Here is a 1,322-nt window from a genome sequence, read left to right as displayed (position 1 = left end):
GGCCGCCCGCACGCGAGCGGCGCCGCAGCGCCGCACCGCTCAATGCTTTTCCATCCGCTCCAGCGCCTTGATGTCCTCCTCGGACGTCATTTCGCAGGCCAGCAGCGTCTTGCCCTTCAGCGCCGGGCCCTGGCGGGCCGACACGAGGATCAGCGCACCGCCCGGGCCACGGACCGTCAGCCGGCGCGAATAGCCGACGGACGATGCACCCAGCAGGTGGCCCTTCTCGAGGGTGAGCTGGTAGCGTTTCGCGAGCTGATCGGCCACCTCGCCGTCCACGAGCACGCCGATCCCGGTACTGACGAACACGACCTGCTGCGTCGTGAAGCCGTCGCGGTGGATCGGCTCCGGCAGGCGATAGACCGCGGCACCGAGCATCGACTCGTCCGGTTTCGGATCGGCTGCCTTGGCGGTGTTGTAGATCGAGTCCATCAGATCCGACGTGAACGGCGGCTTGCAAAGCGCGGCGTTGAAGATGTCGGGCTGGGCGGGCGGCGCGGCGAGTGCGGTGAGCGGTGCGCCGGCAATGACGAGGGCGACGGCGCCGACGGCAGCGGCACCAAGCCTGGAAAGGCGATGGGACATGGATGCAGTTCTCTCAGGTTTTATTGTGAGGCTGCATGTTAATGCATTGCCGCGTGTCGAACGATCGACGTGGAGCAGCCGGATGGCGGCAATGCAACCGGCGCGTACGCCCGCGCCCCGCGATCGATTCCGTCGCCGGGTAATCGATGCGCGGGGCGTCGGGGCATGCGCGTCATGCAGCCGGTGTGATGCCGGTGCGTGCGGACGAACCGTTACGGCGCGACGACCGGGTGCTTCAGCGCGTGCGCGGTCTCGATCCACTGCGCGTGGAACTCGTCCGCGTCGGGCTTGAGCCCGAGTTCGCCGTTGCGATAGGCCATCGCGAGCGTCTGCACGGCTTCCGGCAGTTCGTGCTCGGCGGCGCGGCGATACAGCGCCAGCGCGCGCGCCTCGTCGCGCGGCACGCCGCTGCCTTCGCGGTACGCGTTCGCGAGCATGAAGTCCGCGGCCGGGATGTCCGCGCGCGACGCGGCGTCGAACCAGTGCGCGGCCTGCACGGGATCGGCGGCGACGCCGTAGCCGCTGCGATAGATCAGCCCGAGGTAATACGCGGCGGCCGGGTCGCCCTGCGCGGCCGCTTCGCCGACCAGCGTGCGGGCGCGTGCGTAGTCCTTCGGCATGTCGCTGCTGCCGAGCAGCAACGCCTTGCCGAGCGCGAGCTGCGCGCGCCGGGCGGCCGGCGCGTCGGCCTTGCTGTCTGCCGCCGCGGCCGTTTCCAGCCAGCCGCGTCCCTCGTA

The 1,322-nt window shown here is 70.2% G+C and carries 2 protein-coding genes; both read right to left on the bottom strand.

Going from position 1 to position 1,322, the window contains the following annotated elements; genetic code table 11:
* Positions 1-39 precede the first annotated feature (39 nt).
* Positions 40-585 (bottom strand): hypothetical protein, encoded by a 546-nt coding sequence (locus F3J15_RS37350; RefSeq protein WP_089446510.1) that lies wholly within the window; start codon positions 583-585, stop codon positions 40-42.
* Between the two features lie 212 nt (positions 586-797).
* A partial coding sequence (locus tag F3J15_RS37345) for a tetratricopeptide repeat protein (protein WP_166897821.1) occupies positions 798-1,322 on the bottom strand: 525 nt, incomplete at its 5' end.

The organism is Burkholderia sp. Ap-955 (assembly GCF_011753045.1).
Classification (GTDB): Bacteria; Pseudomonadota; Gammaproteobacteria; order Burkholderiales; family Burkholderiaceae; genus Burkholderia; species Burkholderia lata_D.
The sequence above is the reverse complement of the archived record's forward strand: the minus strand, read 5'-3'. Positions and strand labels throughout refer to the sequence as shown.

Coding starts and splice junctions, on each gene's coding strand:
- F3J15_RS37350 (WP_089446510.1), bottom strand. CDS start 585: ATGTCCCATCGCCTTTCCAGGCTTGGTGCCGCTGCCGTCGGCGCCGTC.